Genomic DNA, 26,082 nt, shown 5'->3' with positions numbered 1-26,082 from the left:
CGTTTCTGACGGTCAGATCCGTCTGATGCGACTGATCCGCCTGATCGGTCCGCCGGGTCCGCTGGGTCTTACGCTCCACGTACCGTCCACCGCGCCACGCGGTGGGCGGGCGTCAGACGCCGGCCACGGCCTCCCGCGGCGCACGAGCACCGAGCAGGGCCAGGCAGTTCGCCCACAGGGGGCCGAGCCGGTGGGTGTTGTTGTAGAGCTTGGCGAACAGCACCTGGCCCTCGAGCTGGGCCACCACGGAACGGGCGGCTTCCCGGGTATCGGCCACGGTGACCTCCTTGCGCTCGAGAGCCTCGGTGACCACGGAGTCGACCATCTCGACCTGAGCGTCGAAGATCTCCTGCAGTCGCGTGCGGATGGCCTCGGTCTGGTTGCTCAACTCCAGGGTGAGGTTCCCGAACAGGCAGCCTGAGACGGTGCCGCAACTCTGCTGTCCGGCGCGCTGGCCGGCCTCCGTGTCCTCGAACAGGCGGCGCAGCCGTTCCAGTGGTTCCGCGTCGCTGTTCAGGATGCGCGTCCAGGTGCCCTTCTGGCCGGTCCAGTGCTCGTCGATCACGGCCAGCGCGAGGGCTTCCTTGGATTCGAAGAAGTAGTAGAAGCTGCCCTTGGGGACACCGGCTGTCTTGCAGATCTCGGCCACACCCAAGGCCGAGTAACCGCGCAGCTCGATGAGCGATTGCGCGGCTCTGAGGATCTTCTCCCTGGCGTCGCTGGTCCGTCCCATGGAGCGAGTGTACGACCGGTCGACCATCCTTTACTAGACCGGTCGGCTACCGTCGGCAACCGTGGTGGTTTCGGCAAATCTCCGTCACCAAGCTGTGAAGTTTCTACGGGAGGCTTGTGCTCAGCCCAGCGGACTTCGCGCTACTCATTCGGGGGGAACACCACATGAGCACCGTTCACAGAGCCGCCGTCGTCCTCGTCGCCGTATCCGCACTGGCCCTGACCGCCTGCGGGCCCGCCGAGGACGACGCGGCCGGCGGGGGCAAGGGACCGACCGCGAGCCCGACGACATCCGCGACGCCGTCGAAGGCCGCAACGCCGTCGAAGCCGGCGAAGCCGGCTGCGAAGCCGGGCAAGGGTTCATCCGGCGGCACCGGCGGCTCGTCGTCCGACCCCGACTACGACGTCTTCCCGTGCAGCACGTACGACCTGAAGTTCACCGCGACCCTGGCGGAGCCCACGACCAGCAGCTACCTGCTGAAGATCACCAACAAGGGCACCAAGGCGTGCAAGGCACTGGACTTTCCGGTGGTGACCTTCGGTGATCTGGACGGAACAGCCACGGAGCGGGGCGCGGCCCCAAGCATCGAGAAGGCACTCAGGCTGAAGCCGGGCGAGTCGGCCTACGCCGGTCTCATGGGCGGCACCAAGGACGGCAAGGGCAAGACCGTCAACTCGATCGCGATGACGATGAACACCGAGTCCGATCTGAAGCAGACGCCGCTCAAGGCTTCGACTCCCGGCCTGTACGTCTCGCCCGACAAGAACTCCGTGACTGCGTGGATGAACAACTCGGAGGATGCCCTCAGCTTGTAGGCGCGCTGCTCCTGGCGTCCAGGATGAAGGTGGTTCCCCACTTCATCCGGAAGGCGAAGGCAGCAGGCCAACGGTGGGTCCCGGCTCTCAGTTTCCAGTCGGCACCCACTGAGCCGCCAGGCAGCCGAATCAGCGGCCCAACCTGCCGAATGAGGGCTCCTCCCACGAACGTAAGCCGCCCTGCTCAACCGGGCCATGACATTCAGCCCTGTCTGAAGGGCCACCCGATTTCCACCGATCCGAACCGCCCCATGTGCCGGCCGCACCAAGCGCCGAAAAGCTCTTGACGCCGGCATGCGTCCGACGATCGGATGGCGCCCCATGAGCACAGGGCAGATGCATCCGGACCTGCACCCCATCGACGACGACCTTGTACGGCGGTTGATCGCCGGGCAGTTCCCGCAGTGGGCGGGGTTGGCAGTGGAGCGGTTTCCGTCCGGCGGCACGGTCAACGCCATGTATCGGTTGGGTGCGGGCATGGTCGTACGGCTGCCGCTGGTGAAGGGCGGTGCGAACGACGTATCGATGGAGCAGGATTGGCTGCCCCGCCTCGCGCCCCGGCTGCCCACTGTTGCCATCCCTGAGGTGCTCGGGGCAGGACAGCCCGCCGAGGGTTATCCGTGGCCGTGGTCGGTGTATCGGTGGCTGGACGGACAGAACCCCGAGGCGGGCGCGCTGAGCGAGCCCGTGCTGTTGGCCAAGGATCTGGCCGAGTTCGTGGCGGCGATGCGGAGCGTCACCCTGCCGGGGGCGCCGGCGGCTCACCGCGGTGGGCCGGTCGGCTCGCTCGACGCGTCGACCCGGGCGGCGATCGAGGAACTGCGCGGAATCCCAGAGGAGGGCGTCGACTGTGATGCCGTGGCTGCCGTGTGGGAGGACGCGCTGCGGGCACCGGCCTGGGACGGGCCGCCGGTGTGGCTGCACGGCGATCTGATGCCGGGCAATCTGCTGGTGGGCGGCGGCAGGCTGACCTCGGTGATCGACTTCGGGTGCATGGGAGTGGGCGATCCGGCCTGCGATCTGTTCCCGGCGTGGAATCTGCTGCCGGCCGACGGCCGGGAGGTCTTCCGCGACGCGCTCGGCGTGGACGACGCGACCTGGAACCGCGGCCGGGGCCGGACGCTCTCGCAGGCGTTGATCGCCCTCCCCTACTACCGCAGAACGAACCCGGCGATGGCGCACAACGCCCGCCACGTGATCCAGGCGGTGCTGAGCGAGATCTGAGCTCTTCCGTGCACTGCAGCCCGCATGGCTAGCGATCACCCTTGCCTCAGAGCCACCACAGTTCCGACCTCGGCGCCGGCCCGCCACCGCCCCGGCGATTTCGGCGGAGCATGACCTCCAGTGCGGTCAACTTCCGCTCGCAGCACGGGCATTCAGGGACGACCATCGGCGACGCCCTCCTTCGCCCGCGCTCCCAGGGACTGACAAGTCCACAGCACCCCACCTCTGAAGGCAAAGTCACCGCCTTGTCGGTCGGCGACGTGCAGAGTTGATCAGTAGGGTGTGACGCCAACCTGCCCGAGTGCGTGATGATCGTGACGGAGATGCCATGCCCCCGCTGATGAAGCTGACGGCGATAACACTCGACTGCTCCGATCCGCAGGCGCTGGCCGCGTTCTATCACCAGGCCACCGGGCTCGCATTCGCCGAGGGATCCGACGGTGACTTCGCCGGACTCAGGCGCCAGGACGGACTCTTCATCGGCTTTCAACGGGTTGACGACTACCGGGCGCCCAGCTGGCCCGAGCAGGCCTCGCCGCAACAGCTCCATCTCGACTTCGCCGTCGATGACCTCGACGAGGCCGAGGCCCTGCTGCTGGAGTTGGGCGCGGTCAAGCCCGAGTACCAACCGGGCGGCGACAGGTGGCGGGTCTTCGCCGACCCGGCCGGGCATCCGTTCTGCCTGACCAGAAGCTGACGTTCGGGCCACCGGCCCGACACGCCGGACAGACCGAACGGCGCCCGGTTCGGATTACCAGGGAAGGGTGCCTTCGGCGTCGAAGTAACCCCCGGTGGGGCCGTCAGGGCCCACCTGCGCCATGCGGACGATGATCTCGGCGCCCTGCTCGACGGTCTGGATGCCGGTGTTCGCGTTCAGGTCGGTCTTGGTGAATCCCGGTTCCACCGCGTTGATCCGCATGTTCGGGAACGCCTTCGCGTACTGCACGGTGATCATGTTGACCGCGGCCTTCGACGCCGGGTAGGCGACGCCCGGGTAGGCATACGTCAGGGGGCCAGGCGTGGTGACCCGGGTCAGCGACGCCAGGCCGCTGCTGACGTTGACCACGACCGGGGCGGCGGAACGCCGCAGCAACGGGAGAAAGGCGTGGGTGACGCGCACCACACCGACGACGTTCGTATCGAACGTCTTCCGCACCGCTTCAGCGGTCAGATCCGCCGCGCCGATCACGACGTTGGTCTCACTCATCTCGTGCTGGATGCCGGCGTTGTTGATCAGTACGTCCAACCCGCCGTCGGCCTCGATGGCCTTCACCGCGGCCTGTACGGAAGAGTCGTCGGTGACGTCGAGTTGGACCACCCGCGCCCCCGACCGCTCGCCGGCCCGGCGCCCGCGTTCGGCGTCGCGGCTTCCGATGTAGACGGTGTGGCCCGCGGCGATGAGCCTGCGGGCCGTCTCGAAACCGAGACCCTTGTTCGCTCCGGTGATCAGAGTTGTTGTCATGCCTCCACGCTGCGGCACGGCCGCACGGACAGCCAGGAGTCCCGTCTTCCTGGGACTGCCAGTACCAGGAAGATCCGCGCGCGGCAGTGCACAGTGGAGTCATGGCGACCACGGAATTCGGGAATACGGTGCGGCGCTGGCGCGACCGGGTCTCTCCTGAGGCGGCCGGGCTACCCGTCGGCGGCCATCGGCGCGCGGCCGGGCTGCGCCGCGAGGAGCTCGCCCTGCTGGCCGGGATCTCGGTCGACTACGTCACCCGCCTCGAGCAGGGTCGGGCGAGCAACCCGTCGGAGCAGGTCGTCGAGGCTCTGGGCCGGGCGCTACGCCTGTCCGCGGCCGAGCGCGACCATCTGTTCCATGTCGCGGGGCTCGTACCGCCGGGGCAGGGCACGGTGCCCGCGTACATCACTCCGAGCGTTCAGCGGATGCTGGACCGGCTGAACGGGACGCCCGTCGCGGTCTCCGACGCGGCGTGGACACTGCTGCTGGCCAACCCGCTGTACGCGGCACTGATGGGTGAGCATCACGGCAGCGAGCGCAACGCGGTGTGGCGCACCTTCCTCGGCTCCGGCAGCCGCGTCCGCCACACACCGCAGTCCCAGCGCGCGCTCGAGGCCTCGCAGGTCGCCGCGCTGCGTGCGGCAGCGAGCCGGTATCCCGCGGACCAGCGACTGCGGCGTCTGATCGCGGAGTTGCGCGCGAAGAGCGACCGGTTCGCCGAGCTGTGGGATTCCGGGGCCGTCGGCCGGCACCAAGCCGCACGCAAGACCATCGATCACCCGCAGGTGGGTGCTCTGACGCTGGATTGCGACGTGCTCAGCGTGGCGGGCAGCGACCTGCGAATCATGATCTACACGGCCGAGCCCGACACTCAGGACGCCGAACGGCTCGCGCTCCTCGCTGTGCTCGGCACCCAGTCGCTCACGGGATAGCGGTCCCGCCAACTGCCCCTCGTCCGGGCCCGAATGATCGGACCCTGCCGGCCTTGGCCGGCCGAGTGGGGTGAATCAGTAGGCGGAGTTCACGTTGTCGATCGAACCGTACCGGTGGGCCGCGTAGTTGGCGGCGGCGGTGATGTTGGCGACCGGGTCGGTGAGGCTCTTGGAAGTGCCCTTGACGTGGTAGGTGTCGAAGGTCGGCTGGATGACCTGGAGGAGACCCTTTGACGGGATGCCGTTGATCGCGTTGATGTCCCAGTCGTTGACGGCGTTCGGGTTGCCGCTCGACTCGCGCATGATGTTGCGGTGCAGGCCCTCGTAGCTACCGGGGATGCCCTTCTTCTTCATGATGTCCAGCGACTCGCGGATCCAGCCGTCCAGGTTGTTCGCGTACTTGGGAGCCGCCACGGCGACGGGCTTGTGGACGATGGCCTTGCGGGGGGTCGAGCGGTTCGCGGCCGGCTTGGCCGCGTGCTGCTTGACGTACGCCGGGAAGGAGCGGTCGGTCGAGCGGTTCGCGGCGGGCTTGGCCGCGTGCTGCTCCTGGTAGACGTGGCCCGCGAGCGGCGGGGTGACGAGCTGCTTGGTGAGGCCGTTGACCTGAGCCCCGGACTGGCTGACGGAGGAGACCTTCGCGACGTCCGTGGAGGGGGCGGCGACGGTGCTCTGAGTGGCGGTACCGGCCAGCGCGAGGGCCGTGGTGCAGCCGGCGGCGGCGAGTGCGACGGCGGAGATCTTGTGGCGCTTGGTGGGGCGGAAGGCGCGCAGGGTGGAGAACTGGGTGGGTGCGGGCATGCGGGATGAACCTCTTCCAGACGGTGTCAGGGGACGGCCGGCCTCGGTGGCGGCGTGAGGACCAGGTGGCGGGCCCGTTCTCGCTGATACGTCGAGTGGGCGCTGCGCTCATCGGTGCGACTCGAACCATGGTTAACGCGGTGCGTCAGCGATGGCAAAGACCCCGCGTACTACTCGTCTTAGTACGGAGGGTCGGAGGGTCCTGTCCGGGGCTGTGCGCAGCCCGACCAAATGGAACAAATCGTCCACTAAGCGGCGTCGGACGTGACGTACGTCCTGTGCCCGGGCTCACGTCATACGGGGTCCCGGGGCCATAAAAACGGCCCGCCCCCACCTCGCCCCGACCCGCGACGACGCAGGCGGCAGGGTTGGGGCGGGGGCGGGCAGGGTGTCAGCGGTCTCTGGCGGGACGGAACCGGTGGGCGCGCCTGTGGGTGGCCGGTGCAGCCGGTGGAAAGGTGCCTGGTCCTCTACGGTCAGCGGCCGTCGTCGGAGGCCGCGCTCTCCTGGCGAAGATAGGAGTCGATCAGGGCGAAAGTGGCTGCCGGCTGTTCTATCTGCGGCAGGTGGCCGGCTTCGGGGATGACCTGGAGTCGGCCGTTGCCGAAGGCGTCGGCGAAAGCCGCACCGTAGGCGGGAGTGACGATGCGGTCGCTTTCTCCCCACAGCAGGAGGGTGGGGACGTCAACGCGCTGCAGGCGGCGGAGAAGCTTGGGGTCGTGCATATAGGGGTCGCCCGCGATGACTCGCATGGTGGCCTGGCCGGCCTCCCGGAGGGCGAGCTGCTCGGCGGGGACATCGGCGGGGTCGACGTAGAAGCGGGCCGAGTCGTGCCAGGCGTACTCGGCGACGCCGCGAGCGTCGAGGGCGAAGAAGTCGGTGATCGGCTCGGCCTCGACGTGGACGCCGGCCGGGTCGATCAGGACAAGCCCGGTGATGAGTCCCGCGGTGTCCCGCACGGCCATTTCGGCGGCAGTCCAGCCACCGAGCGAGGAGCCGATCACCAGCACGTCACTCAGCTCCAGATCGTGGAGGCAGTGCAGGTAGGCGAGCGCGAGATCGTCGATACCGGTCAGCCACGAGGGGCGAGGAGTGCCGTTCCAGCCGGGATGCGTGGGTGTGATGGTGCGCGTGGTCTGCGCCAGGTGACCTGCGAGTCCGGCGACCGTGGCCGGTCCCCCGCCGCCGTGCAGGATCAGGCAGGGCCGGCCGCTTCCGGCCTCGGTCATGGTCAGGGACAGGTCCGGGTACACGGCAACCGTGTGGTCTGTGGTCATGCCCACACCCTAACTAAACATGTTTATATAAACAAGCTTGGTCATGCTCTAGAATGGGTTCATGCCCGATGAACTGCAGGTCCTTGGAAGAGCGGTCAAGCAGGCCCAGTACAAGCAGCACCGGGCGCTCGAAAGCCGGCTCGCCGCCGCCGGTACGACGCTGGCCCAGTGGGACGCGCTGCGCGCGATCAGCCGCACACCCGGAGCGCCGGCCCGCGCACTGGCGGTGGCGACCTTCCAGAGCGAGCAGGCGTTCGGAACGCTCGCCGGCCGGCTGGTGGCTGTCGGCCTCATCGAACGCCTTCCTGGCCAGGGCCGACGCATCGAGCACTACCTCACCCCGGCCGGCGAGGAGGTCCTCAACGCAGGACACCGCATCGCCGACGAAGTCCTCGCCGACTGCTACTCCGCACTCTCCCCCACCGACCGCGCCACCCTGCTCGGCCTCCTCCAACGCATCGACGGCGGCCTGGACGCGTAATGCGGGCGTCGCCGCGCGCCAGCCGGGAGGTCGCCATGGACCGACCGGACGACCGCCATCGGCACCGTTCCGCCCTTCGCCGTCCCCGCCCGACTGCTGGGCATCCTGCTGGTGCTGGTGTACGCCACCGTGGGTGTGCAGACCGCGGACACCAAGCTGATCGGCGAGGTCGGCGGCACGTTCGTCGCCGCTGTACTGCTCGGCCTGGTGGCCCGCGACCGGGCCGACGCGCTCCTGCCTCGCCGGCGCGACGGTTCATCCGCCTCCACGTGATGCCCGAGCCGGGATCAGACGGGGTCCGGTTCGAGGGAGTCGAGCCAGGTCTCCAGGCGCTTGAGCTGGCCGGTCATGATCTCGGGATCGCGGAAGGTGTTGGTGAGCAGCGACATGCCCTGGTAGGCGCCGAAGAGTGTCAGGGCGAGGTCGTGGGAGTCGGCGTGGCCGAGGTCCTGGAGCTGCCGGTCGATCCAGTCGATGAGCAGGTGCATGACGGTGGCGGCCGAGCGGTCGAGGCCGTCGGCACGCTTGTCGAGCTCGGAGGCCAGGGTGCCGAAGGGGCAGCCGTACTGGACCGCGAGGTCGCGCTCGTCGGCCCAGCCACGTAGCAGTGCCTTGAGGCGTTCCTTGGGTTCGGGGATCTGGTCGAGCACGGCGATCAGCTCGTGGAGTCGCTGGGCGTGCGCTTCGATCGCGGCCTCGACCAGCTGGTCCTTGGTCTTGAAGTAGTAGTACACGTTGCCGACGGGCACGTCCGCGACGCCGGCGATGTCGGCGATCGTGGTCTTCTCCACGCCCTGTTCGTGCAGCACCTGGGCGGCGGCGGCCATCAGGCGCTGCCGCTTGCCCGCCCTGGGGCGGTCCGGGCTGCCCACAGCCCGCTCTGAGTTAGTCACCTGACTAATAGTAGACAGCCATCGCCCATCCCGCTACAGTCCCTTTTCAGTTAGCCAACTAACTCACTCCAGTGGAGACGAAAATGATCGTAGTAACGGGTGCGACCGGCAATGTGGGACAGATGCTCGTGCAGCGGCTGGCCGATGCGGGTGAGCAGGTGACCGCGGTCTCGCGCCGGATCACCGACACCGACGTTCCCCACGGAGTCCGGGCCGTTGTGGCGGACCTCGCAGACCCCGACAGCATGCGGCCGGTCCTGGACGGCGCGGACGCGCTGTTCCTGCTGGTGGCCGGCGATGATCCGCACGCCCTCCTGGACGCGGCAAAAGCCGGCGGGGTCCGCCGAGTGATCCTGCTGTCGTCCCAGGGCGCCGGCACCCGCCCGGACGTGTACCGGCACCCGGCCCTCTTCGAGGAGGCCGTGCGCGGCTCGGGACTGGACTGGACGGTGCTGCGGCCCGGCGGTTTCCACACCAACGCCTACGCGTGGGCCGAGCCGATCCGCTCCCGGCGGATCGCTCCCGCACCGTTCGGAGACACCGGGCTGCCGCCCATCGACCCCGCAGACATCGCCGACGTCGCAGCCACCGTGCTCCGCGCCGACGAGCACATCGGCCGCACCTACGAGCTGACCGGCCCGGCACTGATCACCCCCCGCGAGCGGGCTCGGGCGATCGCTCACGCGCTGGGCGAGCCGGTCCAGTTCATCGAACAGACACGGCAGGAGGCCCGCGAGCAGATGCTCCAGGTCATGCCGGAACCAGTGGTGGAAGGCACCCTGGCGATCCTGGGCACGCCACTCCCCGCCGAGCAGCGGCTCAGCCCCGACGTCGAGGCGATTCTCGGCCGCGCGCCGGCCACCTTCGCCGCCTGGGCCGAGCGCCACGCCGCGGCATTCAAGTAACGAGCCGATCCCGCACTCCCGGCGCCGGCATACGGCGTGCCGGGACTGCGGGCCATGGGCGCGGCTTCAGCCAGAACCGGGTTCGCGAGCCGGCGAGTGCCCATCTGCGCGGCACGCAGGAGAGCGGGTAACGTCGCCCCTTGCACAGGACGAGGCGAAGCGGGGGCGCGGGCAGTGGATCTGGCGATCATCGGGCAGGCGGCCGGTCTGTTCGCCGTGACCAACATCGACGACATCGTGATCCTGTCGCTGTTCTTCGCTCAGGGAGCCGGGGACCGGGGTTCGGGCCGGCGCATCGTGCTGGGGCAGTACCTCGGCTTCGCGGGCATCCTGGCCGTTGCCGTCGCGGCGGCGTTCGGTGCGACGTTCCTGCCCGAGTCCGCCATCCCCTATCTCGGTGTGCTGCCGCTGGCCCTGGGCCTCAAGGCCGCCTGGCAGGCGTGGCGCAGGCGCAACAACAGTGCAGAGCAGGAGGAGAGCGACGCCGGGGACGCGGGGCCCGGCCCGTGGGAGGTGGCAGCGGTCACGTTCGCGAACGGTGGCGACAACATCGGCGTGTACGTCCCCGTCTTCGCCACCGCCGGTGTCGCCGGCATGAGCGTGTACGCCGTCGTCTTCCTGATCCTGGTCGGGGTGTGGTGCCTCGGCGGCAGGTTCTTCGCCACCCGGCCGGTCATCGCCAGGGCGCTCGCACGGTGGGGGCACGTTCTGCTGCCCCTGGTGCTGATCGCCATCGGGCTGCTCATCCTCGTCGAAGGCGGCGCCTTCGGCCTCTGACCGGTCGGCGGCGCCCGACGCCGGGTGGACCGCCCCGCGCCAACGGGGCGGTCGGTGGCTGCCGTCCGGGCTCGTGGGTCGGAGACTGCCTGCGGCAGTTGTTCGTACTTTCTGCCTCGGCATCCATTGTGGGAGCGCGCGCGGTTGTTTGCCACGTCGACGGGGCGGGCTGCGCACGGCGCGACTTCCGGCCGGTTGACCTGCGAGGTTCGGCATTGTGCGGTCGTTGTTCTGCCGTTGCACGCGGGGCGTGGTTCTTCCGACCGCGAACGAAACGGTCATCAGGGGCATTCCAACGGGCGGGAACGCCTCCTCCGGAGGCCGGGAATAGGCATCCTTGATACGCCGTCACCTTCTGCTCATTGCAGCGCCAACTGCTGGTCGGTCACGGCACGTTGTCCGGGCTCGTACATCTCGGAGGTCTCTGCCATGAGAACCAACCCGCCACCGCGTACCGGCATCGCCGGAACGCCAGGACGCATCGTCGTCCTGATCGTGATCGTGCTGTTCACCGTTGTGCTGAGCGCCACCGGTCAGGACGCGCAGGCCGCGGCCGGAATCGCCATCGTCGTCGGCGGCGCCGGCGCGGAAATCGCCGGCCGGCTCCTCGGAGCCCCGCAGGCGTTCCGCACAAGGATCCGGTAATGCCCCGCGGGGAAGCCCCGCTTCCCGAGGACGGCGTCCCCGCGCTCGTCGACCTCGCACGGACCCTTCGGTCCGTGCGGGGCTCGGCGGGACTGACGTTGGCCGGTCTCGCCGAGGCGGTGACCTTCTCTCCCACCACACTGTCCACGGCCGCCGCAGGTCGCCGGCTGCCGTCCTGGGAGGTGACATGGGCCTACGCCCGCGCCTGCGACGCCCAGGCCGACGAGCCCGAATGGCGCGAACGCTGGGAGCGCGCGCATCGCGCCGTGAAGAACGCCGGCACGGACAAGGCTGCCGCACCGTCGGGTGGCGCCCCCGGCCCGGCACCGCACGCTCTGGTGGCCGAGTTCGCCCAACTGCTCGGTGACGCAGTCAGGACCAGTGGGATGAGCCAGCGTCAGGTGGCCGGACGGGCCGGATACGCCCCGGGCACCCTGTCGCGGGACACCCGGGGGCGCGCACTGCCGCCCTGGAACCGCGTTCAAGACATCCTGCAGGCGGCCGGTATTCCGCAAAACGAGATCGAGCAGGTGTGGAGCGCACGCTGGAAGCGGGCCGAGGACGCAGCCGAGCGCAGCTCAGCACCGACGGAGACCACGCCGGTCCCCGAGTGGTACGCCGCGGTCCGGGCCGCCGCACGCCGCCGGCTTGTGCCGCAGGATCCGATGGGCGAGGACGGACGCAACGCTCCCTGGATCGACGTCCGCTGGAGCGCCGCCGGCGCCCACCTCCAGGACGACTGGAACGTGATCAGCGGGCATTCCGACGCCTCGGTGCCGTCGCTGGGCGGGCGCGGCGCCGACATCACGGACATCTACCAGACCGTTGCCTCCGGTCGGCTGATCGTGCTCGGGTCTGCCGGGGCGGGCGCGAGCAATCTGGTCCGCAGGCTGGGCCTGGGCCTGGTGGAGCGAGCCGAAAACGCCCTGCGACCCGTTCCGTTGCTGCTGCCCCTGATGACGTGGACCGGTGGGCCGCTCCAGGAATGGATCGACCATCACGCCGCTCGTGCTTTCGGCCCCGAGGCGGTGCAGCACCTCAACGAGCACCATCTGCTGCTCCCGATCCTCGACGGTCTGCACGACCTGAGCTTCGATCGACGCGTGGAAGTGGTGGAGGAGGTCAACGCGTTCGACCCCCGCCGGCCGGTCGTTCTGACCAGCCGGATGAGCGCCTACACGGAGGTGGTCGAACGATCCCGCACCGTGGTCAGCCGCTCCGCCGCGGTGCATGTGCAGCCGCTGGGCGCAACCGAACTCGCCGCGTTCCTGCCTGCGGGGGCAGCCCGCCAGGGCCGCTCCTGGCAGAACGTCATCGACGCGCTGCACGCCGGCGACCCTCGCACGGTGTCCTTGCAGGAGGTCTGCGCGACGCCGTTCCTCGCGGCCACCGCACGCCGCCGCTACCTGCACGCCTACGCCTCCCCCGACACGCTCCTGGACCGCGAACAGTTCCCCGACGCCGCCGCTCTGCGCGCCCACCTGGTGAAGCACCATCTCGCGGTCCGGTACGGGGCACAGGAGGCAACCGGCGGGCCTGCGCCGATCGGTCTGGCGGCCCTGCACGCGGTACTTACACGTGCGGCTCCCCGAGCCAATGATCCGCTGCTCATCGCCCCGACCGCGATCGCTCCGACCTCGCCCCGGCCCGCCGCGATGTTCGCGGTGGTGGCGCTGATGATCGTCGTAGTCGTTGCGGGCTGGGCTGCGGCGTTCCTCCTGGTGGCTCTGCCCCTGTTCGTACGGGCGCTGTTCCGCCGGGGGCGCCCGCGGCCGGCGTACCGGAGGCGTCGCCCGGAGTCGGGAGCACGCCGCCCACCGCCCGCCCCTGGGCAGGCCGTGCGCCCGTCCTCGTCGATGGGCTCGGATCCGCCGAACCTGTTGGCCACTGCGGCGGCGCTGGCAGCCGGCGTCATTCTCAGCAGCCTCGCTGTGTCCCGGATACCACACGATTCCGACTACCTGACCACAGGTACGGGGACCGTCGCCGCTGTCATCGGCGGGTGGTTGTGCGCCGCATACCTGACCGTCTCCCACAAGCTGACGCAGCCGGTCGACGACACCCAATGCGTGACGGCACCCGCCATGTTCGCCGACGACGCACGCTGGTCCTGTCTGCTCACGCTTTCGTTCGGCGCGGCCGCGGCAATCATTCTGGGCGGGATGACACTGTCGCCCTCGGTCGCCGTGACGGTCCTGGTGAGTGTGGCGCTGCTGGGCCTCGGTCCCAGCGTCGGAGTCCGGTACTACCTCGGCCTGTTCCTGCCGACCAAGCCGCTGTGGTGGCTGACGCATCGGGAGCGTCTCGAGCAGGAGATCGCTGCGACCTGGGAACATCTGTCACGAGTGGAACAGACCATCTGTGACCACTTCGGGGACCCTCTCGCAGGTGATCCCCGCATCCTGATCGGCCGGGCGGTGAGCTACTCCGCGGCAGCCGACCTGCAGATCCTCGTCAGTGCGGTCTGTGTGGGCGTACTCGTACCGGTAGGCGGCGCCTTCCGGCTCAGCCATCCTGCCTTCGCGGAAGCACTGCCCATCGGGCCACACACTCGGTACCCCGTCGGCCGACTGGCCGGCCTGCTCGCACGAAGATCCCCCATGCTGCCGGAATCAGCGTCCTGGCCGTCGAGGTGAGAGCCGACGCCACCGACTTCAGGCTCGTGCGCGTCAGGTGCCGTTGGTGCGGGCCTCGTAAGCGGTGATCACGTCCTGCACGGCGGCGGGCCCGGGCGCGATGCCGACCCAGGCGCCGGCGTCGGTCCACATCTGGACCGGGTCGGCGCCGGTACTGTGCGTGGTGCCGTTGACGATGACATACGGGCCGTGGCGCTCGACCGTGTCGGGCTCGATCTCGCGTACCGGGGCCGCGGACAGGACCTCAATGGTTTCCACCTGCAGGCGCAGCACGCCGTCGGAAGTGCCGGAAGGCAGCATCAGCAAGCCTTCCACCCGCAGCAGGTCGCCCTCTTCCAGTTCGTTCAAGGCGGTCCTGGCCAGGGTCCGGTCGGTCACCAGGCAGGGCAGCAGCATCTCGTCCGCGGCGTGGTCCGTGGGGGAATGGATCAGACGGAACGCCGCTGTCGACCCGCTCTCATCACCGCGTACCGGGGTGGGGGCGTCCTCGAGGTAGCCGTCCAACACCAGGGCGACGGGCTCCAGCGCGCCCATCAGGCGACCTCGGCCGGGACAGCGACGGCGGCGGTGACCGGGGCCGTGGTCAGGGTCGTCATGGTGTCTCCGATGGAATCAGCGGCCCGGTTCGGGTCGATGTCAGGCAGCGCGCGATTTCGAGGCCGTCCGCCGCCATTATCTCAGCGCCGCCGGCGCATCTTCGCCCACCCTGTGCCGCGCAGGTGTTGACGGCAAGATCCACGGAGTTTGGCGCTCTGCTCGGCCTGGCAGCAGGGCTGGAGTCTTCCCAGGCGGTAGGGCCTGTCGCCGGCGCGGAGGGGGTAGCGGGGCGGTCCGGAGGCGGTGCCGGGGCGAAATTACTTTGTCCGTGGCGGCAGGTACCGTTCACCACCACAAGTGTCATACAGGTACCAATGGCGGCATTCAGTGAGAAATGGATAGGTCACCCACCGTGCGCGGAACTGGATGTCAGGCGTGTTCGGGCACGATGCGGTGCAGGCCTTTGCGGTCGTAGTAGCCGGTCATGGCGAAGCCGAAGACCAGGGCGGCGACCACTCCGACCGCGATCATGACCCACGCGCGGGTGAGGCCGGCGTCGGCCTGGGCGCCGAAGTACATGATCGACCTGACGCCGTCGGCGAGTTGACGCATGGGTTCGAACTCGGACAGCACGCGGTAGAAGCTTGGCAGCGCCTGCAGCGGAATGGTCGCGCCCGAGGACGGCAGGGCGAGGGCGATGAACACGAACATGCTGATCAGTTGCCCGATCCCGCCGAAGGCGGCCAGCAGGGCCTGGACCCCGAGCCCCACCGCGGCGGTCGCGCAGAACGAGAAGATCCACAACAGCGGCAGATGGGATGCGTCCATGCCCAGGATCGCCACCGTCGCCAGCATGATCAGACTCGACGTCAGCGCGGAGAGCCCCAGCGACATCACGCAGGTGACGATGAAGGTCCGGGTCCGGCTGATCGGCACCGTGGGCCGCTGGGTTCGCACCGGCCCGAGCTCGCTGGCCGCGTAGCCGAGAGCGACGTCGACGCCGTTGCTGATGACGCTCGCCCCGAGGAACCCGGACAGGACCAGGAGCAGGGTGTAGTAGAAGGCGGTCAGGCCCAGACCGCTGTGCGACCCGATGGCATGTCCGACCGCGACCTTGACCGTCACGGGATCCTGCAGGAGAAGCCGTTCGGCGTTGGTCGTGGCGCCGCCCGCGGGACGCACCCGCTCGATGAGTGAGGCGCCGAGCTTCGCCGACGCCGCGTGCGCCGTCTGCTGGGAGATGGAGCTCGCCAACGAGGAGGCCAGGCTGCCCGCACCCGGGTTGGTCAACACGGTCATGATCGGCCGCGCGGGTGGCTGCGGGCTCGACACCCCCAGCGCGCCGACGGCCTTGGTGAAGCCGTCCGGTACCTCAAGGACGCCGTAGAGCTTCCCGGAGGCGAGTCCGTCCCGCGCGGCCGCCGCGTCGAGTCGGCGCCAGGAGGCCTGTTGCTGCGACCTGGCCGCATCGGCGATGCCCTCGGTGATCTGCTCGCCCAGATTCGTCCGCTGCCCCGCCACCACCGCGCCCCGGTCGGCGTTGACCAGGCCGATGGGCATGTGATGCAGATTGCCGTTGGGGTTGAGGATGCCTCCCATGTAGACCAGGGAGAGCAGCAGGGCGACGAGCCCGATGACGATCGCCGGGAAAGCCCAGATCTTGGGATTGCGCAGGACCTGCCACGCGGTCACACCGGTGGTGCGCTGATTCGCCGGCATCGCTCTCCATCGGTAGCAGTCCCTGGTGCCATCCGAGGGGAGAGTATCCGTTTATGGTCTATTTTGTTCTGCTTCGGACCCCGCAGACGGGTTCATCACTCGCTTGGCGCCGACCAGGACTCGATAGCGCTTCCGCGCCGCGAAGTCGGCCGGCCCCCACACGGCCGGGCGCCCGATCTCCGCGCACAGGTGGACGACGGCGTCGTCATCGATCCACACGCCGACATGGGCACCGTAGGGATCATCAGCGGCATTGAAGAGGAGCAGGTCGAGAGGCTCGGGGACCAGGACGCGGACCGTGGATTCCGTGTCGTCCCACAGGTCGCTGGAGCGCAGGGCCGGCGGGGCCAGACCGAAATGCCTGAGCACCTCGTAGGCGAACAGCTGGCAGTTGGCGCCCGCCGCGAGGCCGGGCCGGGCGGCCACGGCCGCCGAGCCCGGGAAGCGGGAACCGGCGTACGGGACGGTCCAGAAATCCGCCGGAAGCCGGTGAAGGAGCGATCCCATGGCGCTCATCGTAGTAGCGGCTCCGGGCTCACGGCTTCCGGCTCACGGCGGCCACCGGCAGCCGCATCCGGTGCACCGGGTTCGTGTCACAGCCTGGTCGTCACCGCCTCGAGCCTGCCTTCCTGGAGCAGTTGCCACATATGGCGGCGGCGCAGCTTGCCGCTGGTGGTGCGCTTGAGGAGGCCACGACGGCCGGCGACGAGGGTGAGAGCGGGCTCGGGGCCGAGCTCGGCACGCAGCATTTCGGTCACCTTCTCCGCCCAGGGGCCGAGGGCGGCCTCCACGAAGACCGCGACACCGGCCCGCCCGCGGTCATTGAGTGCCACCACCGCCGCGCGGTCCCGGTCCAGCCCGGCCACGGCCGCGACCTTCGCGTCGAGATCGTCGACGTAGACGCTGCGCCCGCGGAGTTTCAGGCTGTCGCCCATCCGGCCCAGGACGAAGAGCTGGCCGGCGTGCAGGAAACCGGCGTCCGCGGTGCGAAGCTCGCCGTCGACGAAGCGGGTGGAGTGCGGACCGCCGTTCCGTCCTGCGTGGTAGCCGGGCGCCACCGAGGTGCCGGACACGGCGATCTCCCCGAGGTGGCCGGCCGGGACCGGCCGGCCGTCCTCGTCGAGGATGCGGACGGCGACCCCGTCACTGTCCTGGGGAAAGCCGTGGCCGACGAGCCAGCCGGCCCCCGGCTCGACGCACCGATCACCCAGCCGGGCGGTGTCCTCGACGGTCACCGCCCGGCCCATCCGCAGTGCGGCCCAGTCCGGGCGCGCGATCAGGACCGGCGCCGCGGCGCCGGTCACCGCCAGCGTGTTCTCCGCCAGGCCGTAGGAGGGCACATACGCGTCCGCGGAGAACCCGGCCGGTTCGGCGAACCGGGCGAACGCGGCGAGCGCCGCCGGGTCGACCGCCTCGGCGCCGACGCAGACGCTGCGCCACCCGGACAGATCCAGCTCGTCCAGCCGCCGTGGCCGGACCCGCCGGGCCGCGTAGGCGAACGCGAACGAAGGCGCCGCCGAGTGCGCCGCCCGGCCCGGCCCGAAGCACTCCAGCCATCGGGCCGGGTCCCGGATGAACTGTTCGGGGCGCATCAGCCACAGGTCGCTCTGCGAGGCGACCGGGAAGAGACAGCAGCCGATCAGACCCATGTCGTGGTGGAGCGGCAGCCAGGACGCGAATCCGTCCCCGTCCTTCCATCCGATCAGGCGGCTCTGCAGGGCACGGTTGGCCGTGAGGTTCCGCCAGGAGATCCGGACACCGCGTGGCCGGCCGGTGGAACCCGAGGTGAACTGCAGCAGGGCGATGCCCTCCGCTCCCGGAACCACCGGCAGCGCCAGGGGCGCGCCCTCGGACCCGGCTGCCTCGGATACGACCGCGGCGCCGGTCTCCTGAGGCGTCCACGGACGGCCCGCAATCCCCGCCCCGGTCATCGCGCGGGCCGCCAGCGGGGCGAATTCCCCGGTCGCGACCACCAGGGCGGGTGCGGCCTGTTCCAGTACGGCGGCGATGTGCTCGACGTACGCGTCATCGGTCTGGAACGAGGGCGGCGGCAGGGGGGAGATCGTCGCACCCGCCGCCCAGGCGCCGAACAGTGCGGTCAGGCACGGCAGGCCGGTGGGCATCAGCAGACACACGACGTCGCCGGGGCGGACACCGGCCGACCGCATCTCGGCGGCGACCCGGCGGGCGGCAGCGGCCAGCTCCGGATAGGGGACGTACGTCCAGCCGCCCGAGTCGTCGGCAAAGCGGACGCCCCGTCCGGGGTGCGGGTCCGTCAACCAGGCGGTGAGCGGTGGAAGGACGTTCACGGCCGGCCCCCGACCCGGCTGGTCTCCGCCGGTGCGGTCCTACGGGGACGGGGCAGGAAGCGTCCCGTCCGGGCGAGGTACCTCCGGTACTCCACTCCGAACTCCGAGCCGCTGAGCCGCTGTTCCTCCCGGGCGGCGGTCGCGTTGAGCGCGACGACCCCGTAGCAGAACAGAGCCAGGGTGATCGGGTGCGGGAAGAGCACGGCTCCGCTGAGGAACGCCAGGAGGAACGCCGCGTAGAACGGGTGCCGGATCAGACTGTAGGCGCCGTGGGTGACGATGTGGCGCGGGTCGTCGTTGTCCTGGTGCCACAGCGCGACGGGGATCCGGTGGGTGCCCAGCGTCAGGAAGGTCAGGGCGATGGAGCCGGCGTTCAGTACCACCGCCGCGAGGTTCAGCCCCGTACGCCACGCGTCGGGGGTGATCGGCTCCCAGCCGACAGCGGCGGACCCGGCGACGAACAGCGGGCTGAGGCCGAAGGGCAGCGCCGTGAGCCACCATTTCATGTTGAAGCGGCCGTCGGACCGGAAGAAGACTCTGGGGAGCGCTCCGATGACGACGAAGTTCAACAGAAGAAGAAAGAGGGCGGGTTCGTTCACGGGGTCGATGTCCTTTCAAGGAATGACACAGGGACGTACGGGAGTTGCCCGACAGCGGTGCTGTCCGGGCTCACACACGGCCCGATGGCTCGGAGGGTTCCGAGGCTCTTTCGGACGGGATGGCCGCGGTCCGGCGCCGGCCCGGCAGCCACCAGTTCCAGCTGCCCATCAGCCGCATGGCGGCGGGCACCACGATGAGCCGGATGACGGTGGCGTCCAGGGCGATGGCCAGCGCGAGGCCGAGGCCGAGCTGCTGGATCGGCATGATGCCGGTCAGCGCGAAGGCGCCGAACACCGCGACCATCAGCAGCGCGGCCCCGGATATGAGAGGTGCGGTGCGGGCCATTCCGGTGGCGACGGCGCTCGTGTTGTCCGCGCCGGCGTCGTGCTCCTCACGGATGCGGCGGAGCAGGAACACCTCGTAGTCGGTGCTGAGGCTGAACAGGATCGCCAGCAGCAGGATCGGGACGAAGTTCTGGAGGTGGTCGGACCGGTCGAAGCCGAAGACGGCCGCTCCCAGACCGCGTTGGAAGACCAGGACCAGCACACCGTAGGTCGCGCCGAGCGACAGCAGGTTGATCGCGATGGCCTTGATCGGGAGCAGCAGGGACCGGAAGGTGACCAGCAGCATCAGGTAGAGAACGGCCAGCATCACGGCGACCACTTCGGGCAGGGCGTCGCCGATCGCCGTGTTGGCGTCCGTGCCTTCGGCGGTCTCGCCGCCGACCACGGCGTGCAGGCCGGGGGCGTCCATCGCGTCCGCGGCCGAGCGGATGGACGCCAGCAACGCACGCGACCGGTCGGCGGAGGCGTAGTCGTCCCCGATGACCTCCAGCACGATCGTGCGGCGGTCGGCGGAGACGTAGTGGTCGACGGTGCCGCGGGCGTCCGCGGGCAACCGCGAGAACGTGGCCGCGGCCAGTCCCGCCAGCGGACGTTCGGGGCTGACCGTGCGCAGGACGTCCAGCGGGGAGCGGACCGCGGTGACGTGGGGCAGCCGGACGAGGTCGTCCCGTAGGGCGGCGACCTTTCCGGCGTCGGGCGCCGCGGACAGTGCGGTCCGCGAGGTGATGACGACCTGGTGGGGGGAGGCCGTGCCCGGCCCGAACTGCTCGCGCACGGCTTCGAAGCCCTGGCGCACCGGGGACGAGGAGGGCGCGATGCGCGCGTCGGGGGTGAAGGTGTGCAGGTCGAGAGAGGGCACGGCCAGCGCCAGCAGCGCGGCGCTCGCCAGCGTCAGGAACAGCACGGGACGGCGCATGATCTGGCGCGCCACACTCCCCCAGCGGTGTCCTGGTTCCCCCAGCGTCCGGCGGTGATCCCCTTGCGTCCGGCGCCGCACGGGCAGGCGTCCCCACAGGATGCGGTCGCCGATCAGGTGGAGCACGACGGGCAGGACCACGACGCTCGCCAGGGTGGCGAAGGCGACCACGACGACGATGCCCAACGCGATGGAGCGTATGACGTTGAGGTCCACCAGGAAGAGGCTGGACATGGCGAGGACAACGATCAGCCCGGAGAAGAGGACGGTTCTACCGCTGGTGCGCAGCGCGATCGCCAGTGCCGTGGTGCGGTCGCGTCCGGCGGTCAGCTCGTCGACATAGCGGGAGATGATGAAGAGCGAGTAGTCGACGCTGACACCGAGGCCGATCATGGTCGCCGCGTTCTGGACGAAGATCGACAGCTCGTACTGCCCGGCCAGTACGGACATTACTCCGAAGGTGAGGACGATCGCGGTCACCGAGACCACGAACGAGACCACCGCCGCGACCACCCCGCGATAGAGCAGCAGCAGGATGAGCAGCACCAGCGGGAACGTGATGAGTTCGGCCTTCTGCAGGCCTTCCGCGCTCAGCTTGTTGATCTCGCCCCAGAACGTTCCGGCGCTGACCATCGACACCCGTAGCCCCTGGGGCGCGTAGCGGTGGTCGAGCTCCTTCTGCACGTCGGGCAGGACTCGACGGGCCGTCCCGTCGTCCAGTGCCAGCCCGACCATGGTGATAGCGGTCCGGTGGTCCTTGCCCACGAATGCGTTGCGGGAGTCGCCGGACAGGGTGAGCCAGCCGTAACTTCCCGACGTCTGAAGCCGCTTGTCGGCGGTGACCTCGCGCATGACCCGGCTCATCCGGCGGTCGAACTCCGGGCTCCCGGCGACGTTCCGTTCGTCCGTGACCACCAGCGTGAGGTTGCTGGCGCCGCGGTCGACGAATCCCGACCGCATCGACTGCACCGCCCGCAGCGAGTCGGATCCGGGCACGTACCAGCCGCCGCCGCTCAGCCGGTCGGCCAGCGGCAGAGCCGCGACGGCGGCCGCGACGAGCGCCACCAGCCAGAGGGCCAGTAAGGGTCCGCGGAACCGGTGGAGGGCTTGGCTCAGACGCTGCGACATTGCGCACTCCGGTGGGTCGGGTGGGCCAGGAGGGTTCGGACGGTGGCACGGGCTCGCGGGACGGGGTTCTGCGGGGCCGCCTCCGCGCCGGCCGGGCGGTCGCCCGGGGCGGGAGAAGCGGCTCCGGGTCAGGGCTGCGCGCCCACGAGCCCCGCCAACTGCCCCAGGGTGGTCACCTCCCGCAGATCGGCCTGGGTGAACATCGCGTCGAACTCCTCCTGCAGGTCGACGGCCATCTCGACGAGAAGGAAGCTGTCGGCGGCGAGATCCCGCAGGTTGGTCTCGGGCGTGAGGGTGTCGACGGGAACGGAGAGCGTCGCGCTGATGCGGTGGGCGACGTCGTCGAAGGTGACGGAGGGCACGGTGGCGGTCCTTACGGGGGTGATCGGTGGGCGGTCGAAAGCCGCGGCCACGGAGAGCCGGGCACTGCCGAACAGGCCGGCGGTGTAACCGAAGACGGTGTCGTGCGGCTGCCGGCGCCGGGCACGGCCGGATCCGGCCGCCGGGTCGTCGGTGGTGTAGTCACGCAGGACGGTGTGGCGGTTGTCGGGATCTGCCTTGTACAACGCCTCCTTGACCGTCCACAGCCGTACGTGCTCCGCCGCGCGGGCGCGTTCGGGGACGCTGTCGAGCCAGCGGCGTTCGCGGTCGTCGAGGAAGAAGCGAGCGGTCCCCGCGCGCGCCTCGCGGGCCGTTTCGAGATCGACGCCGAGGCCCGCCACGTCCCCGGCGGGGACGGCCAGGCCCGCGGCCACGGCTGCTCCCCGGATGTGGGAGAGCGACAGCCGGCGGTGCGGGAAGGCGTACGCGGTCGTGTCGGCGGGCAGCCCCAGAATGCCGAGCAGTGTCCGCAGGGCATGCCGGGAGATCAGCCACTGCTGCCGCTGCACCCGGCCGGTGAGCGCGGCGAACCGCGCGCTCTCCCGTCCGGTCAGCGACGTGGGGTGCAGCGGCCGCCGGGTCCATACGGCAAGCACCTTCGTCCTGCCTCCGGCCGGGGGCGCGGCTGGGCCGGTCACGGCGTGTCCTCCTCGAAGGGCAGGTCCTCGAAGGGCAGATCGGGGCCGCCGAGGAACGTGATGCGTTCGCCGTACTCCGCGAGGGTCTTCGCGTAGACCTCTTCATCGGCCGCGGTGAAGCGGGCCAGGGTGGAGTCGATGTACTCCTGGCCGTACCGGGCTGCCATCTCCTCCAGGGCGTCCCTGACGTACTTCACGTGCCAGCGTTCGTCCTCCATGATCGTCTCGATGGTCTGCCTGACCCGCGGATGCGTGTCCCCGGCCCGCAGGTGGCGCCGGTACTGCGTGATCACCCGCTTCTCGAAGACCTGGGTGATCGCCATGACCTCCATGAGATTGGCGGGCAGGCCCACTGCCTCCAGGTACTGGTCCTGGTAGCCGCCGGGCAGCTTCGTCGCCGGGTGACCGAGGTCCTCGATGCAACGGGTCCAGTACTTCGCGTGGTTGGCCTCGTCGGCGAAGTGGTGGGTCACGTTCGCCTGGAGCGGGCCGCCGCGCAGGGTGCGGGCGACCCGGCCGAAGAACAGGGCGCCGTTGATCTCGGAGGACCGGTAGAAGCTGAGCAGCCACAGGTCGTTCTCGGAAAGGGTCACGATGCCTCCTCGGGCAGGCGGCCCCACCGCGAGGCGACCAGCCGGGTGCAGGTGGCCTCGGTCAGCGCGTGAGGGTCGGGGGCCGCGTAGTCGGGCCAGGCCGCGCGCAGCGCTTCGTTGCGGAACGTCTTCGGCAGGTACAGCTGTGCGGCGAAGGGAGAGACCGACGCGAGCGACTGGTGCATCGGCCCGGCACGTAGCCCGGTGGCGGCGTGCAACAGATGCTCGAAGCTCTCCCGGTCGCAGGTGACGGGCCGGAGCAGGCCGCGCCGGCGGAAGCCCGCGTCGCGTTCGAAGACGGTGAAGGCGGTGTCGACCAGCTCGCCGAGGGTCGGCGTCTGCGCCGGATCGGGGCAGACGTGGTACACACCTTCGGCGACCGCGGGATCGAGCAGGCGGGTGACCGCCGCGACGGTGAAGGCCGCGGTCGCGAGAGACAACGGCGTCTTCTCGTCCCCCGGCAGCAGCGAGAGCAGCCCGTAGTGGAAGAGCTTGAGGGTGTTGTGGAAGACGTTGTACTGGGTGACGTGCCCACTGTCGTCGTCGGCGACGATCGTGGGCAGCCGCAGTACGGAGACCGGCATCTCCCCGGACGCTCCCAGGAGTTGCTCCTCGGCCGCCCACTTCGACCACTCGTAGTGGTTGGCGAAGCCGGCTGGTTCGAGCCGCTCCTCCGCGATGTCGCCCTGACGGCTGCCGGCGGCGTACAGCGTGGACAGCAGGGTGAACCGCTGAAGGTGCTCGCACCGGGCGGCGAAGGCCCGCAGCCGAACGGTGCCCGCCACGTTGACGCCGTCGGCGACGTCCCGCTCGACGTTGAAACGGGTGACGGCCGCCGCGTGCACGATGCGCGTGACCACGCCGGGATCGACCTCGGCCAGCAGGCCGTCGTGGCGCACGTCCGCCGCCACGCACCGGGTCCGGCCGTCGGCGCCCGGTCCCAGTTCCCGGGCCAGCCGCTCCCGTTTCCCGCCGAGTTCGGCTTCGGAGGCGGCACGGACGGCCAGGATCAGGTCGTCGTCCCCTGCGTCGAGCAGAGCGGCGGCCAGCCGGCGTCCCAGGTATCCGTCCGCGCCGGTGATGACGGTGGTTCCCCTCACGCCGTGCCTCCCCGCAGCTTCGCCCGGACCGTCGTCGCGGCGTCCTCCAGGACGGGCCAGGAAGCCGGGTCGAGGCCGTGCCGGTCGCTGATCGCGAACAGCCAGCGCTCGATGCCGAAGGCCACGCAGCAGCTATCGGCGGCCCGGCCGTCGCGGGACAGGCCGAAACTCGTCCCGAAGTGGTCGTGGTGACGGTTGACCGAGGCGATGGCCAGGTCACCGCCGTACGTCGCCTCGTGCTTCACCGGCTGGACGCGCTGCAGCAGGTGGCGCGGGTTCTCCTCGGGGCGGAAGAACGGGTCGGTGGCCGCGAGCCACTCCAGGTCCAGGTCGAGCAGCTCGAAGAAGAGATCGAGGGCCGACCGGGCCTCGTCGAGGAAGGCCACGGTCTCGGCGGCGGTGCCGAGGCAGACGATCTCCCGCATCGTGAAGCTGCTCAGCCGCCGCAGGGGTACGTGGTGTGTCTCCTGGCGAAAGCAGGTGTTGCGGGTCGTCAGGTACATCGGCCGGTCGAGATCCTCGTCCTGGTGGCCGCTGTAGAGGTGATAGCAGGCCGCCGGGGTCAGCACCTCGGTGACCGGGGAGAGCCCGGACAGCACGACGCGGCCGTCCTCGTCCGTCACGGGGCCGTCGAGGAACGCGTCGACATTCGGCTCCTCCGGGCTCAGCCGGGCCACAAAGGCCGCCTGGTGCGGGAAGGAGCGGAGGTAGCCGGCCTGCTGCAGCCGTTCGGCGGGCAGCGACGCGGGGTGCCGCTCCTCTTCCGCGTCCCAGAGGGAGGCGAGCCGCAGGAAGGCCCGGTCGCAGTCCTCGGCGAGCCGCAACAGCGGGCCGCGCAGGGCCGCCTGCCCGGACGGCTGCCAGGAAAGGCCGATGCGGTGCAGAGCGGCGAGCCGGTCGGGGCCGGCTCCGCTCGCCTCGGCGGGCGTCACAGCGTCACCCCCGAGCCGCCGAACCGGTCCACCATGGTGTGGATGTCACGGAAGTCCCCGGGCCGCAGGTCCTCCACCTCGATCGGTTCGGCGCGCAACCGTTCCAGGAGCAGGAGGAGTTCGGGCAGGTGCACGGACCGGAGGTGCCGCTCCTCGAACAGGGGCGTCCGGTCGGTGAACGCGTCGGCGGACAGGTCGGGGGCCTTGGTCAGGACCCAGGAACGCAGCAGGTCCCGGATCTCCTGGTCAGAACGCATCGGCCGGCTCCTTGTCGAGAATTCCCGCGGCGGTGAGGAAGGACATGACCTTCGTCGACACCTCGCGGCGGTGGGCGCGCTGGCCCGGAGCGGACCATGCCTCTTCGGCGACCTCCCAGGGATCGTCGAGCCCCGCGTCGGCGTACACGTCGGGGTTGTAGTACTCGCGCCAGCTGACGACGAAGAACTGCTCCAGCTGGCGGCGCAGGTCCGTGACCGTGGCGTCGTCCCAGGACGGAACGCAGGCCTCCCACAGGGCCGTTACCAGCTGGCGGCCGAAGACCAGGTGCCGCGATTCCTCGAAGTGGTGGTTGTCGTTGATGAAACGCACCACGGGGTGCAGCCGGGTGTCCCGGGCCTGCACCCAGTTGTAGCGGTCCACGATCTCCTCGAAGATCATGGTCTTGGTGAAGAAGAGGAAGTCCTCGACGCTCTGCGGACGGGTCTCCTGCACCGGGAGTTGACGGCTCCGGTACACCTTCGCGTACCGGGTGCAGAAGCCGCCGAAGTAGATGCTGTGCTTGTTCTCCTCGTCGAGGAAGTGATGCAGGTACTCCGACACGTCCAGCAGGTCCTTGCGGTACAGCCGCTGCGCCAGGCCCTGCATCAGGCCCTTTTCGCCGTGGATGTTGAGACTGTAGAAGTTGACGGCCTCGTGAAAGGACAGCCGCCGCCTGGCGGGCTCGCCGAGCGTCTCCCACAACGGAGTGCCGTACAGGCTCACGTACTCGGGGGAGGTGAACCACTCCTCCTCGCGGCGGACCTCCGGCGGCCACTGCTCCAGCGTGGTGTAGGGGTTCTGGTAGGAGCGCTTCGAGAGGCGGCTGAGCCTGCTCACTGTGTCGCCGAGCGAGGCGATCGCCTCTGCCAGCTGGGCCTTCGGGGCATTCGGGGTATTCGGGGTCGGGGTGTTCGGGGCCTTCGATGGACTACTCACACACGATCCTCATCTGACGTTTCCTGTCGGTGCATGGGCGTACCGGTGACGGGGTGTCGGGGCGGAATCACCCGCCGCCTCCCGGCCGCTCCGGCCGCGGCGCCCGTCCG

At 69.9% G+C, this 26,082-nt stretch carries 27 protein-coding genes; 10 read left to right on the top strand and 17 right to left on the bottom strand.

What is annotated here, in order from left to right:
* Positions 1-112 precede the first annotated feature (112 nt).
* Complete coding sequence (locus AC07DC_RS15290; RefSeq protein WP_478914864.1) at positions 113-733, bottom strand: TetR/AcrR family transcriptional regulator; 621 nt, start codon at positions 731-733, stop codon at positions 113-115.
* Positions 734-897: 164 nt separating this feature from the next.
* Between AC07DC_RS15290 and AC07DC_RS15285 the strand changes: the two genes are divergently transcribed.
* From AC07DC_RS15285 to AC07DC_RS15275, 3 genes are all read left to right on the top strand, one after another.
* Positions 898-1,548 carry a DUF4232 domain-containing protein gene (locus tag AC07DC_RS15285; RefSeq protein ID WP_478914863.1) on the top strand — a complete coding sequence of 217 codons (651 nt, stop codon included), beginning with the start codon at positions 898-900 and terminating at the stop codon, positions 1,546-1,548.
* 321 nt (positions 1,549-1,869) lie between these two features.
* On the top strand, positions 1,870-2,772 hold the full coding sequence (locus tag AC07DC_RS15280) for an aminoglycoside phosphotransferase family protein (protein WP_478914862.1): 903 nt from the start codon (positions 1,870-1,872) through the stop codon (positions 2,770-2,772).
* A gap of 328 nt (positions 2,773-3,100) precedes the next feature.
* Positions 3,101-3,469 (top strand): VOC family protein, encoded by a 369-nt coding sequence (locus AC07DC_RS15275; RefSeq protein WP_478914861.1) that lies wholly within the window; start codon positions 3,101-3,103, stop codon positions 3,467-3,469.
* A 54-nt stretch (positions 3,470-3,523) separates the two neighbouring features.
* On the opposite strand, the gene AC07DC_RS15270 is transcribed toward AC07DC_RS15275, so the two are convergent.
* Positions 3,524-4,234, bottom strand: coding sequence for an SDR family NAD(P)-dependent oxidoreductase (locus AC07DC_RS15270; protein WP_478914860.1), 711 nt, complete (start codon positions 4,232-4,234; stop codon positions 3,524-3,526).
* A gap of 101 nt (positions 4,235-4,335) precedes the next feature.
* Between AC07DC_RS15270 and AC07DC_RS15265 the strand changes: the two genes are divergently transcribed.
* Complete coding sequence (locus tag AC07DC_RS15265; protein WP_478914859.1) at positions 4,336-5,166, top strand: helix-turn-helix transcriptional regulator; 831 nt, start codon at positions 4,336-4,338, stop codon at positions 5,164-5,166.
* Positions 5,167-5,241: 75 nt separating this feature from the next.
* Here the strand turns inward: AC07DC_RS15265 and AC07DC_RS15260 are convergent, their stop codons facing one another.
* Positions 5,242-5,967: a transglycosylase SLT domain-containing protein gene (locus tag AC07DC_RS15260; RefSeq protein WP_478914858.1), complete on the bottom strand. Its 726-nt coding sequence runs from the start codon at positions 5,965-5,967 to the stop codon at positions 5,242-5,244.
* A gap of 476 nt (positions 5,968-6,443) precedes the next feature.
* A complete protein-coding gene (locus tag AC07DC_RS15255) occupies positions 6,444-7,244 on the bottom strand; it encodes an alpha/beta fold hydrolase (RefSeq protein ID WP_478914857.1) in 801 nt (266 codons plus the stop codon).
* A 61-nt stretch (positions 7,245-7,305) separates the two neighbouring features.
* On the opposite strand from AC07DC_RS15255, the gene AC07DC_RS15250 reads away from it, so the two are divergent.
* Both AC07DC_RS15250 and AC07DC_RS15245 read left to right on the top strand, forming a co-directional pair.
* The gene (locus AC07DC_RS15250) at positions 7,306-7,725 is read left to right on the top strand and encodes a MarR family winged helix-turn-helix transcriptional regulator (protein ID WP_478914856.1); all 420 of its coding nucleotides are present in this window, start codon (positions 7,306-7,308) and stop codon (positions 7,723-7,725) included.
* Positions 7,726-7,842: 117 nt separating this feature from the next.
* Positions 7,843-7,998 carry a hypothetical protein gene (locus tag AC07DC_RS15245; protein WP_478914855.1) on the top strand — a complete coding sequence of 52 codons (156 nt, stop codon included), beginning with the start codon at positions 7,843-7,845 and terminating at the stop codon, positions 7,996-7,998.
* A 14-nt stretch (positions 7,999-8,012) separates the two neighbouring features.
* Here the strand turns inward: AC07DC_RS15245 and AC07DC_RS15240 are convergent, their stop codons facing one another.
* Positions 8,013-8,618, bottom strand: coding sequence for a TetR/AcrR family transcriptional regulator (locus AC07DC_RS15240; protein WP_478914854.1), 606 nt, complete (start codon positions 8,616-8,618; stop codon positions 8,013-8,015).
* A gap of 83 nt (positions 8,619-8,701) precedes the next feature.
* Here AC07DC_RS15240 and AC07DC_RS15235 point away from each other — a divergent pair, with 83 nt between their 5' ends.
* The 4 genes from AC07DC_RS15235 (at position 8,702) to AC07DC_RS15220 (ending at position 13,581) form a co-directional block, all read left to right on the top strand.
* A complete protein-coding gene (locus AC07DC_RS15235) occupies positions 8,702-9,523 on the top strand; it encodes an SDR family oxidoreductase (protein ID WP_478914853.1) in 822 nt (273 codons plus the stop codon).
* Between the two features lie 174 nt (positions 9,524-9,697).
* Positions 9,698-10,300: a cadmium resistance transporter gene (locus tag AC07DC_RS15230; RefSeq protein ID WP_478914852.1), complete on the top strand. Its 603-nt coding sequence runs from the start codon at positions 9,698-9,700 to the stop codon at positions 10,298-10,300.
* Positions 10,301-10,729: 429 nt separating this feature from the next.
* A complete protein-coding gene (locus AC07DC_RS15225) occupies positions 10,730-10,945 on the top strand; it encodes a hypothetical protein (RefSeq protein WP_478914851.1) in 216 nt (71 codons plus the stop codon).
* Entirely contained in the window at positions 10,945-13,581 is a 2,637-nt protein-coding gene (locus AC07DC_RS15220) for a helix-turn-helix domain-containing protein (RefSeq protein WP_478914850.1), read from the top strand. The genes AC07DC_RS15225 and AC07DC_RS15220 overlap by 1 nt, the downstream gene beginning before the upstream one ends.
* Before the next feature lie 33 nt (positions 13,582-13,614).
* On the opposite strand, the gene AC07DC_RS15215 is transcribed toward AC07DC_RS15220, so the two are convergent.
* From AC07DC_RS15215 to AC07DC_RS15160, 12 genes are all read right to left on the bottom strand, one after another.
* Positions 13,615-14,115, bottom strand: a complete 501-nt coding sequence (locus tag AC07DC_RS15215; RefSeq protein WP_478914849.1) for a hypothetical protein — start codon at positions 14,113-14,115, stop codon at positions 13,615-13,617.
* A 432-nt stretch (positions 14,116-14,547) separates the two neighbouring features.
* Positions 14,548-15,837, bottom strand: coding sequence for a YhgE/Pip domain-containing protein (locus AC07DC_RS15210; protein ID WP_478914848.1), 1,290 nt, complete (start codon positions 15,835-15,837; stop codon positions 14,548-14,550).
* Positions 15,838-15,888: 51 nt separating this feature from the next.
* Positions 15,889-16,344, bottom strand: a complete 456-nt coding sequence (locus AC07DC_RS15205) for a hydrolase (RefSeq protein WP_478914847.1) — start codon at positions 16,342-16,344, stop codon at positions 15,889-15,891.
* A gap of 86 nt (positions 16,345-16,430) precedes the next feature.
* A complete protein-coding gene (locus tag AC07DC_RS15200; RefSeq protein WP_478914846.1) occupies positions 16,431-18,146 on the bottom strand; it encodes an AMP-binding protein in 1,716 nt (571 codons plus the stop codon).
* Positions 18,143-18,745: a methyltransferase family protein gene (locus tag AC07DC_RS15195; RefSeq protein WP_478914845.1), complete on the bottom strand. Its 603-nt coding sequence runs from the start codon at positions 18,743-18,745 to the stop codon at positions 18,143-18,145. The genes AC07DC_RS15200 and AC07DC_RS15195 overlap by 4 nt, the downstream gene beginning before the upstream one ends.
* Before the next feature lie 70 nt (positions 18,746-18,815).
* On the bottom strand, positions 18,816-21,134 hold the full coding sequence (locus AC07DC_RS15190) for an MMPL family transporter (RefSeq protein ID WP_478914844.1): 2,319 nt from the start codon (positions 21,132-21,134) through the stop codon (positions 18,816-18,818).
* Positions 21,135-21,262: 128 nt separating this feature from the next.
* Positions 21,263-22,153, bottom strand: a complete 891-nt coding sequence (locus AC07DC_RS15185; protein WP_478914843.1) for a 4'-phosphopantetheinyl transferase superfamily protein — start codon at positions 22,151-22,153, stop codon at positions 21,263-21,265.
* Complete coding sequence (locus AC07DC_RS15180) at positions 22,150-22,746, bottom strand: ferritin-like domain-containing protein (RefSeq protein ID WP_478914842.1); 597 nt, start codon at positions 22,744-22,746, stop codon at positions 22,150-22,152. The genes AC07DC_RS15185 and AC07DC_RS15180 overlap by 4 nt, the downstream gene beginning before the upstream one ends.
* Positions 22,743-23,846, bottom strand: a complete 1,104-nt coding sequence (locus AC07DC_RS15175) for an SDR family oxidoreductase (RefSeq protein ID WP_478914841.1) — start codon at positions 23,844-23,846, stop codon at positions 22,743-22,745. The genes AC07DC_RS15180 and AC07DC_RS15175 overlap by 4 nt, the downstream gene beginning before the upstream one ends.
* Complete coding sequence (locus tag AC07DC_RS15170; protein ID WP_478914840.1) at positions 23,843-24,778, bottom strand: class-II aminoacyl-tRNA synthetase family protein; 936 nt, start codon at positions 24,776-24,778, stop codon at positions 23,843-23,845. The genes AC07DC_RS15175 and AC07DC_RS15170 overlap by 4 nt, the downstream gene beginning before the upstream one ends.
* A complete protein-coding gene (locus tag AC07DC_RS15165) occupies positions 24,775-25,035 on the bottom strand; it encodes a hypothetical protein (protein ID WP_478914839.1) in 261 nt (86 codons plus the stop codon). Before AC07DC_RS15165 ends, AC07DC_RS15170 begins: the two co-directional genes overlap by 4 nt.
* Positions 25,025-25,972 (bottom strand): diiron oxygenase, encoded by a 948-nt coding sequence (locus tag AC07DC_RS15160; RefSeq protein ID WP_478914838.1) that lies wholly within the window; start codon positions 25,970-25,972, stop codon positions 25,025-25,027. The genes AC07DC_RS15165 and AC07DC_RS15160 overlap by 11 nt, the downstream gene beginning before the upstream one ends.
* Between the last annotated feature and the right edge of the window lie 110 nt (positions 25,973-26,082).

The sequence above is a fragment of the Streptomyces sp. NPDC045021 genome (genome assembly GCF_056432645.1).
Note: the sequence above shows the minus strand (reverse complement) of the source record. Positions and strands in the feature narration are given on the sequence as shown.

Excerpts from the sequence above, each read along its gene's own strand:
- AC07DC_RS15235 (WP_478914853.1), top strand. The coding sequence starts at position 8,702 with ATGATCGTAGTAACGGGTGCGACCGGCAATGTGGGACAGATGCTCGTG.
- AC07DC_RS15285 (WP_478914863.1), top strand. The coding sequence starts at position 898 with ATGAGCACCGTTCACAGAGCCGCCGTCGTCCTCGTCGCCGTATCCGCA.
- AC07DC_RS15210 (WP_478914848.1), bottom strand. The coding sequence starts at position 15,837 with ATGCCGGCGAATCAGCGCACCACCGGTGTGACCGCGTGGCAGGTCCTG.
- AC07DC_RS15225 (WP_478914851.1), top strand. The coding sequence starts at position 10,730 with ATGAGAACCAACCCGCCACCGCGTACCGGCATCGCCGGAACGCCAGGA.
- AC07DC_RS15275 (WP_478914861.1), top strand. The coding sequence starts at position 3,101 with ATGCCCCCGCTGATGAAGCTGACGGCGATAACACTCGACTGCTCCGAT.
- AC07DC_RS15255 (WP_478914857.1), bottom strand. The coding sequence starts at position 7,244 with ATGACCACAGACCACACGGTTGCCGTGTACCCGGACCTGTCCCTGACC.
- AC07DC_RS15290 (WP_478914864.1), bottom strand. The coding sequence starts at position 733 with ATGGGACGGACCAGCGACGCCAGGGAGAAGATCCTCAGAGCCGCGCAA.
- AC07DC_RS15215 (WP_478914849.1), bottom strand. The coding sequence starts at position 14,115 with ATGGGCGCGCTGGAGCCCGTCGCCCTGGTGTTGGACGGCTACCTCGAG.
- AC07DC_RS15260 (WP_478914858.1), bottom strand. The coding sequence starts at position 5,967 with ATGCCCGCACCCACCCAGTTCTCCACCCTGCGCGCCTTCCGCCCCACC.
- AC07DC_RS15190 (WP_478914844.1), bottom strand. The coding sequence starts at position 21,134 with ATGTCGCAGCGTCTGAGCCAAGCCCTCCACCGGTTCCGCGGACCCTTA.
- AC07DC_RS15205 (WP_478914847.1), bottom strand. The coding sequence starts at position 16,344 with ATGGGATCGCTCCTTCACCGGCTTCCGGCGGATTTCTGGACCGTCCCG.
- AC07DC_RS15250 (WP_478914856.1), top strand. The coding sequence starts at position 7,306 with ATGCCCGATGAACTGCAGGTCCTTGGAAGAGCGGTCAAGCAGGCCCAG.
- AC07DC_RS15270 (WP_478914860.1), bottom strand. The coding sequence starts at position 4,234 with ATGACAACAACTCTGATCACCGGAGCGAACAAGGGTCTCGGTTTCGAG.
- AC07DC_RS15220 (WP_478914850.1), top strand. The coding sequence starts at position 10,945 with ATGCCCCGCGGGGAAGCCCCGCTTCCCGAGGACGGCGTCCCCGCGCTC.
- AC07DC_RS15265 (WP_478914859.1), top strand. The coding sequence starts at position 4,336 with ATGGCGACCACGGAATTCGGGAATACGGTGCGGCGCTGGCGCGACCGG.
- AC07DC_RS15165 (WP_478914839.1), bottom strand. The coding sequence starts at position 25,035 with ATGCGTTCTGACCAGGAGATCCGGGACCTGCTGCGTTCCTGGGTCCTG.
- AC07DC_RS15280 (WP_478914862.1), top strand. The coding sequence starts at position 1,870 with ATGAGCACAGGGCAGATGCATCCGGACCTGCACCCCATCGACGACGAC.